This window comes from Methylobacterium sp. WL9 (genome assembly GCF_008040035.1).
Taxonomy (GTDB): domain Bacteria; phylum Pseudomonadota; class Alphaproteobacteria; order Rhizobiales; family Beijerinckiaceae; genus Methylobacterium; species Methylobacterium thuringiense.
The window spans coordinates 1-7,409 of sequence record NZ_VRVE01000129.1; the positions used below are offsets into that span (position 1 = coordinate 1).

Genomic DNA, 7,409 nt, shown 5'->3' on the forward strand with positions numbered 1-7,409 from the left:
CGCCCGCTTCGCCCACGCGCCCTCCCCGCGCTCGGCCTACGCCGCGGCGCCCGCGGAGAGCCACAGTGGCGGCGTCGACGAAGAGCCGTCCGCGTTCGATGTCGGCGGCTCGGCGGCCGAACCGATCTACTGATCGGCTCGCAGGACAGTCGGAGGTGTGCCCCCGACTCCCCAGCCGGCCGCAAAAGCGGCGCCCGCGGACGGCCCAAGCTTGACTTGCCTCGTCGGGAGGCCATCGTCGGCCGCAACGATCCGACACCGCGAAAGCGATCCGAGCCGTGATGCGTCTCACCGTACTCTTCTCAGCCCTGGCCCTCGGCCTCCTGGCGATCCAGCCCGCCTCAGCCCGCTCGGCTCGCGAAGAGATTTCGCCGGCCGAGGAGCAGGTGTTTCCCTACGACGCGCAGATTCCCGCCTGCCAGGATACGAGCGTCCTCGAGAAGATCTCCAGCCGGTTCGCCGAGAAGGAGGCGAAGTTCTGGAACACCTCGATGACGATCGAGTCCTACGACACCATCAGCCGCACCGCCTGGCGGCCCTACGGCCTCGACTACATTCCCCGCCGCTACTGCTCGGCGGTGGCGACGACCTCGGACGGCGTGCGCCGCCGGATCGACTACTCGGTGCGTGAGGGACTCGGCATTATCGGCGCGACCTGGGGCGTCGATTATTGCGTCCACGGCCTCGACCGCAATCTCGCCTATTCCTATTCGACCGCCTGCCGGATGGCCCGCCCCTGATGCTCCGCAACGCCGCCGTCGCGATCCTGCTGCTCGCCGCGACCGTCGCGCAGGCGCAGGATTTCGGTGGGTTTCGCGGACGCGGCGGCGGCGGGACGCCGGGCTCCTTCGACTTCTACGTTCTCGCCCTGTCCTGGTCGCCGAGCTATTGCAGCGGCAAAGGCGCCGAGCGCGATGCGGACGGGCAATGCTCGCCGGGACGCGGCCTCGGCTTCGTGGTGCACGGGCTCTGGCCGCAATACAGCCGCGGCTTCCCCTCGAATTGCGGCGCCTTCCCGCGCGCGCTTACCGGCGACGCCATGTCCGCGGCCGGCGAGATCATGCCGAGCGCCGGGCTCGCCCGCCACGAATGGAAGACCCACGGCACCTGCTCCGGTCTCGACCCGGTCGCCTATTTCAAGGCGGTGAAGACCACGCGGCAGGCGGTGACGATTCCGGAGCCCTATCGCAAGCCGAGTTCCAGCCAGCGCGCCGCCCCCCTGGAGATCGCGCGCCAGTTCGCCGAGGCGAACCGGGGCCTGCGCACCGACATGATGACGGTGACCTGCAAGCGCGGCCAACTCGAGGAAGTGCGGATCTGCTTCGACAAGGAACTGAAGGGTTTTGCGAGCTGCCCGACGGTCGCACGCCAGGGCTGCCGCGGCGGCGATGTCGAGATCGACGTGGCCCGCTGACGGGGCCGGGTGTCGGCTTTCCGCGCAAAGCCGGATATCCTTCGATGAGGGGCCGTTCCCAGCCTTGTGACACGCCGCGAAGGTCCGAGGACCGTACCATGACGAGCGCCCCTCACCAGCCACGCTGCCGCCTCGTCCAGGCTGGCGCCGCCTTCACCGGCAAGCAGGGGCTCGACTATGCCGTCGGCATCTCGGCGGAGCGCGTCGGCGCCGCGGGCATCCATCTCCAGCTCGTCACGATCCCGCCGCTGACCAAGGCGAAGGCCCACAAGCACGCGGCGCACGAGACCGCGATCTATGCTTTGACCGGCGTCTCGGGCTGCTGGTTCGGCGACGCCCTCGAAGACCACGCCACGGTCCGCCCCGGCGATTTCTTCTACATCCCCGCGGGCGTGCCGCACCTACCCTACAACCCGAGCGCCGACGAACCCTGCACGGCCCTCATCGCCCGGACCGATCCGAACGAGCAGGAAAGCGTCGTGCTGCTGCCCGACCTCGACGCCGTGCGTCCCGACCCCTTCGACAAGGGCTGACGCGCGCGCGTCAGGCCCGGAGACCGACACCCTGAACTATCGCCACGCCTTCCACGCCGGCAATTTCGCGGACGTGCTCAAGCACCTCGTGCTCACGCGCGTGCTCGTTCACCTGACCGCGAAGGACAAACCCTTCCGCGCCATCGATACCCATGCCGGGCTCGGTCTCTACGACCTCACCGCCGACGAATCCGACCGCACGGGCGAATGGCACGAGGGGTGGGGCCGGCTCGAGGTGCCCTTCACCGACGACGTCGAGGCCCTGCTCGCCCCCTACCGCGCGGCCGTCGCCGCCGTCCGCGAACGCCACGGAGACACCATCTATCCCGGCTCGCCCGCGCTGATCCGGGAATTTCTGCGCAGCGGCGACAAGGGCGTGTTCGTCGAGCTGCATCCGGACGATGCGGCGAGCCTGGCCGACCTCTACCGCAGCGACAGCCGCACCAAGGTGCTGCACCTCGACGCCTGGACCGCGCTCGGCGCGATGATCCCGCCGCCCGAACGCCGCGGCCTCGTGCTGATCGACCCGCCCTACGAGGAGCGCGGCGAGATCGACCGCCTCGGCGACAGCCTGCTCAAGGCCTCGCGCAAATGGCCGACGGGGGTTTTCCTGGGGTGGTATCCGATCAAGGATCTCGACGCGGTCGACCGGACGATCGCGGCGCTCGATGCCGGCCTGGACCGCCCGGCGCTCCGCATCGACCTGATGATCGACCGGCCCGACGACGCCACCCGCCTCACCGGCACCGGCCTCGTCGTGATCAACCCGCCCTGGCGGCTGGCGGAGGAGATGGATCTCGTGCTGCCGCCCCTGGCCGAGCGGCTGGCGCGGCGGGCCTATGGGGCGTTCCGGTGCGATCGGCTCGGACCGGAGGCTTGAGCTTTACTCGGCGGGCGGGCGGCGCCGGTCGATGTCCCATTCGTTCAGACGCACAGCAGCGTAGGCGATCGTTAGGACGATCGCTGGAATGCCGAAGATCACGTAGATGTCCATCCAGGTCATTCGCGCAGCCTCCGCAACGTACGCCTCGCCAGAAGATGTAGGCTCAAGGCCGTGAGAAACCAAATTCCCGAGAAGACGACACTATAAATCGTAAACGGCGGCGCTGTCGGGAATCCATAACTCCAAGCGATCACCGGCGTCACGACACCGATGATCGAGAAGGCACTACTCAGCCGATCCAAATTGCCAGCAAGCAGCTTCTGCCGCTCGTTGTGGACGAGGCTCATGCCACAGTTTCCTACGCCGTCACCCGCCCCTCCAGCGGAAACACCTTCGCCGGGTTCATCAGCCAGGCCGGGTCGAACACGTTCCTCACCCGCATCTGCTGTTCCAGATCCTCGCGCGTGTACTGGAACGTCATCAGCTCGCGCTTCTCGATGCCGACGCCGTGCTCGCCCGTGAGGCAGCCGCCGACCTCGACGCAGAGCTTGAGGATTTCGTCGCCCGCGGCCTCCGCCTTCTGCAGCTCGCCGGGGGTGTTGATGTCGAACAGGATCAGCGGGTGCAGGTTGCCGTCGCCGGCGTGAAAGACGTTGGCGACGCGCAGGGAATGGCCCGCGCAGATCGCGCCGATCCGCTCCAGCACCGTGGCGAGTTGGCCGGTGGGGATGGTGCCGTCCATGCAGATGTAGTCGGAGATGCGGCCCGTCGCGCCGAAGGCGGATTTCCGGCCCTTCCAGATCGCGGCGCTCTCGGCCTCGGACTTCGAGACGCGGATACTCGTCGGGTTGAAGTCCCGGGCGATGGCCTCGATGCGCGCGAGCATGTCCTCGCACTCCTCGTCCGACCCCTCGACCTCGATGATCAGCATGGCTGCGGCATCGCGCGGATAGCCGGCATTTGCGAAGTCGTCGGTGATGAGGATCGCCTCCTTGTCCATGTACTCGATCGCCACCGGGATGATGCCGGCGGCGATGATGGCCGCGGTGCAGGCGCCGGCATCCTCTACCGAGGAGAAGCCGACGAGCGCGGGCCTGGCCCCCTCCGCCGCGCGAAGGATGCGGACGGTGGCCTCGGTGACGATGCCGAGCTGGCCCTCCGAGCCGCAGATCAGGCCGAGCAGGTCGTAGCCGCCGCTGTCGAGATGGTCTCCGCCGATCTCGACGACCGTGCCGTCGTTCGTCACCAGGGTGACGCCGAGCAGGTTGTTGGTGGTCACGCCGTATTTCAGGCAATGCGCGCCGCCCGAGTTCATGGCGATGTTGCCGGCGATGGTGCAGGCGAGCTGGCTCGACGGATCGGGGGCGTAGAAGAAGCCTTCGTGGCTCACCGCGCCCGAGATCGCGAGGTTGGTGATGCCGGCCTCGACCCGGGCGGTGCGGTTGGCGAAATCGACGTCGACCATGCGCGTCATCTTGCCGACGCCGATGATGACGGCGTCCTCCTGCGCGATCGCGCCGCCGGCGAGCGAGGTGCCGGCGCCGCGCGCCACCACCGGCACGCCGTTGGCGTGGCAATAGGCCATCACCGCCGAGACCTCCTGCGTCGTCGAGGGCAGCACCACCGCGAGGGGCAGCTTGCGGTAGGCGGTCAGCCCGTCCGTCTCGAAGACGCGGCGCTCGTCCTCCGTCGTCACCAGGGCCTCGGGCGCCACCAGCGGGCGCAACCCTTCGATGATCTCGGCGCGGCGCGCGATGATCGCCGCGTCGGGAACGGGGAATGCGATCGACATCGGGCGTTTCCTCCGGGGTTGAACAGTGCCGTACGGGATGAACGCGCACCCTGCGTGCCGGCTCCGCGGCGCTTCAGCTTGGCTTCAGGCGAGATGGCGCAGTGTCGGTCTCGTGGACAGGCGCTGGAGTAGCGGAAAAGGCGTGCCGACGGATGCGTCACGCTCTGTCTTCTAGTGCACGAAGTCCATGCGGCATTGGCGTTTTCGGCACCGAAGCGCGGGAACCCGGGTGGCATTTCCAGTCTTTATCTGTTCTAAAGCAAGGTGGCTTTACCACCAGCCCAAGGGCGGCCGTTGCCGCCTCCCAGGAGGAACATAGATGCGTCATTTCATCCTCGGCGCCGCGTTCGCCGCGCTCCTTCCCCTCGCTGCCCACGCCGAAGGCGATGCGGCGGCAGGCGAGAAGGCGTTCGCGCCGTGCAAGGCCTGCCATGCATTCGGCAAGAACGGCGCCGGCCCGGATCTCAAGGGCGTTGTCGGTCGCAAGGCCGGCTCGCATGAGGGCTTCAACTACTCCGACGCGCTCAAGAACTCGGGCCTGACCTGGGACGAGGCGAGCCTGAAGGAGTGGATCGCCGACCCGAAGAAGAAGGTCCCCGGCAACAAGATGATGTATGCCGGCGTCAAGGACGAGAAGAAGCTCGGCGACATCGTCGCCTACCTCGGCACCCAGAAGTAATCAGGCCGATCGCGCAGCCGTCCGGGTCGAAACCCGAACGGCTCGCAGCGATGACAAAATCTTCGGTCCAACAAAAAAGCCGCTCTCTCAAGAGCGGCTTTTTTGTTGCCCGAGCGGGTCGTTCACTCTGCGGCGCGGGCTGCGATCTCGGCACCGGCGCGCTCGTGGAGTTCGTCGCGCATTCCGGCCAGAAGTTCGAGCAGCGACCGGCGGGAGTCCATGTCGAGGCCGGTCATGCCGCCGACATCCTGGGGGAGGCATTCCATCTTGCCGCGCAGGCTGCGGCCCTTGTCGGTCAGGAAGATGCTGACCTGGCGCTCGTCGGCCCGGTCGCGCACCCGGCGGACCTGCCCGGCAGCCTCGAGACGCTTCAGCAGCGGCGTCAGCGTGCCGGAATCGAGGAACAGCTTGGTACCGATGTCCTTCACCGTCAGCCCCTCCTCCTCCCAGAGGACGAGCAGCACGAGGTATTGCGGGTAGGTCAGGTCGTGGTGGCTCAGCATCGTGCGATAGGCGCGACCGAATGCGTGCGCCGCAGCGTAGACCGCGAAGCAGAGCTGGTTGTCGAGACGCTGCGGGTCGTCGGCCCGGCCCGGCTTGCTCATTGTCGTGATCCTTGTCCCGCACCTGCCGAAGCGGCCGTCCCGTCGGTGCCGTGAGCCTCAGCCCTGGTGTCGTCAGCGCGATGCAATCGTCCTGCCGTCTTGCTCCCGACGATGTCGGGACAGCACGGCTCGACACACGATCGTCGGCTAAGAGACGGTTCTTAAAGGAAATTTGCAATGCACACAATCAAATGGGGCGTGCGCTTGGGGAGACCGTAGCATTCGTCCGAGCGCGCCCGGATCAGCCGCACGGGCATGATCGCGCCGAACTTCGAAAAAAATCCGGAGATTTTTCCAAGGATCCGCTCGCCTTGCGCGTCTCAGGAGTCGAGGCTCTATCGAGGGGGCAGGATACGTGCGGCACAGCATTGCCTGCCGCGATGCGGGAAGGACCCGACATGGCCGACCGGCCGGTGCCACCGCTCCGGATGCAGTCGCGGTGAATGCGGGCGCCGGCGACCCGGATCGCGATCTCGTCGGCCGGGCAGTCCATGGCGACCGCATGGCCTTCGAAGCGCTGCTGCGCCGGCACTACGACGGCATGCACCGCATCGCTTGGCGGATGACCGGCTCGCGGGAGGATGCGGAGGATATCGTACAAGAGATCTGCTGCGCGCTCGCCGACCGGATCGCGGGTTTCCGTGGCGAGGCGCGCTTCAGCACGTGGCTCTACGGAATCACGGCCAATGCCTGCCGCGATCATCGCCGCCGCGGCGCGACGCTCGCCCGGCTGCGGCAGGGTCTGGCCGTGCTCGTCCGGGCCGGGGGAACCGGCGATGGCGGCGATCCGCACCGCCGCGTCTGGCTCGCAAGCGCGCTCGGGCGTCTCGATCCGGGCCTGCGCGAGGCGGTGGTGCTCGTCGCCGGCGAGGGGCTGACCCATGCCGAGGCGGGTGCGGCGCTCGGCATCGCCGAGACCACGGTGTCGTGGCGCCTGTTCGAGGCGAGGCGGCGCCTGAAGGCGGTTTTCGACGGGGAGAGGCCCGATGTCTGATCGCAATGACGACGCCGGCCGGCTTCCCGAAGCCCCCGCCGCTTCGTCCGAAGCGCGCGAGCGGGCGATCGACGCCGCGCTGGCGCGGTTCGATACCCGCAAAGGATCCGCCGCCGACGCGCGTCCAAGGGATCGTCACACTCGAAAGAGGACGTTTCCCATGACTCCCATCCGCACGGCGCTCGCCGCCTCCGTCGTCGTCATCGTCGCCGCTCCGATCGCCTGGCAATTGTCGCGGGAGCATCAGGGCCCCGTCGCGCCGCCGGCCGAGACGCCGTCGTCCGAGCCCGCAGCACCGAGGCCGACATTGGACATCGGGACGCCGACGGCGAGTGCCCCCCCGGCCGAGCCTTCGCCGGGTCCTGAAACGGCCAAGCCCGAAGCCACCGGCGCCAACTCCATGGTCCGCGAGGCCGAGCCGCAGTCTATGGCGGCACGGGACGCGCCGGCGGACGCAACACGGAAGCCGGCCGAGGCGCCGGTGATTGCCCCGCCCCCGCCCACCTCCC

At 68.2% G+C, this 7,409-nt stretch carries 9 protein-coding genes and 1 pseudogene; 7 read left to right on the plus strand and 3 right to left on the minus strand.

Annotated elements, in window-relative coordinates:
* Positions 1-281: 281 nt before the first annotated feature.
* The 4 genes from FV217_RS21300 (at position 282) to rlmJ (ending at position 2,827) form a co-directional block, all read left to right on the plus strand.
* On the plus strand, positions 282-740 hold the full coding sequence (locus FV217_RS21300; protein ID WP_147820475.1) for a hypothetical protein: 459 nt from the start codon (positions 282-284) through the stop codon (positions 738-740).
* Complete coding sequence (locus FV217_RS21305) at positions 740-1,414, plus strand: ribonuclease T2 (RefSeq protein ID WP_147820477.1); 675 nt, start codon at positions 740-742, stop codon at positions 1,412-1,414. The genes FV217_RS21300 and FV217_RS21305 overlap by 1 nt, the downstream gene beginning before the upstream one ends.
* 98 nt (positions 1,415-1,512) lie before the next feature.
* Entirely contained in the window at positions 1,513-1,947 is a 435-nt protein-coding gene (locus FV217_RS21310) for a cupin domain-containing protein (protein ID WP_147820478.1), read from the plus strand.
* Between the two features lie 73 nt (positions 1,948-2,020).
* Positions 2,021-2,827, plus strand: a complete 807-nt coding sequence (gene rlmJ / locus FV217_RS21315) for a 23S rRNA (adenine(2030)-N(6))-methyltransferase RlmJ (RefSeq protein WP_147820480.1) — start codon at positions 2,021-2,023, stop codon at positions 2,825-2,827.
* A 119-nt stretch (positions 2,828-2,946) separates the two neighbouring features.
* On the opposite strand, the gene FV217_RS21320 is transcribed toward rlmJ, so the two are convergent.
* Positions 2,947-3,177, minus strand: coding sequence for a hypothetical protein (locus FV217_RS21320; RefSeq protein ID WP_147820482.1), 231 nt, complete (start codon positions 3,175-3,177; stop codon positions 2,947-2,949).
* Positions 3,178-3,188: 11 nt separating this feature from the next.
* Complete coding sequence (locus FV217_RS21325) at positions 3,189-4,622, minus strand: FAD-linked oxidase C-terminal domain-containing protein (RefSeq protein ID WP_147820484.1); 1,434 nt, start codon at positions 4,620-4,622, stop codon at positions 3,189-3,191.
* A 319-nt stretch (positions 4,623-4,941) separates the two neighbouring features.
* Here FV217_RS21325 and FV217_RS21330 point away from each other — a divergent pair, with 319 nt between their 5' ends.
* The gene (locus FV217_RS21330) at positions 4,942-5,301 is read left to right on the plus strand and encodes a c-type cytochrome (protein WP_147820486.1); all 360 of its coding nucleotides are present in this window, start codon (positions 4,942-4,944) and stop codon (positions 5,299-5,301) included.
* Between the two features lie 122 nt (positions 5,302-5,423).
* On the opposite strand, the gene FV217_RS21335 is transcribed toward FV217_RS21330, so the two are convergent.
* Entirely contained in the window at positions 5,424-5,906 is a 483-nt protein-coding gene (locus FV217_RS21335) for a MarR family transcriptional regulator (RefSeq protein ID WP_147820488.1), read from the minus strand.
* A 439-nt stretch (positions 5,907-6,345) separates the two neighbouring features.
* Here FV217_RS21335 and FV217_RS21340 point away from each other — a divergent pair, with 439 nt between their 5' ends.
* Together FV217_RS21340 and FV217_RS21345 are read left to right on the plus strand one after the other, a co-directional pair.
* Entirely contained in the window at positions 6,346-6,900 is a 555-nt protein-coding gene (locus FV217_RS21340; protein WP_238232781.1) for an RNA polymerase sigma factor, read from the plus strand.
* Between the two features lie 160 nt (positions 6,901-7,060).
* A pseudogene (locus FV217_RS21345) lies at positions 7,061-7,409 on the plus strand (hypothetical protein); the annotation flags it as partial.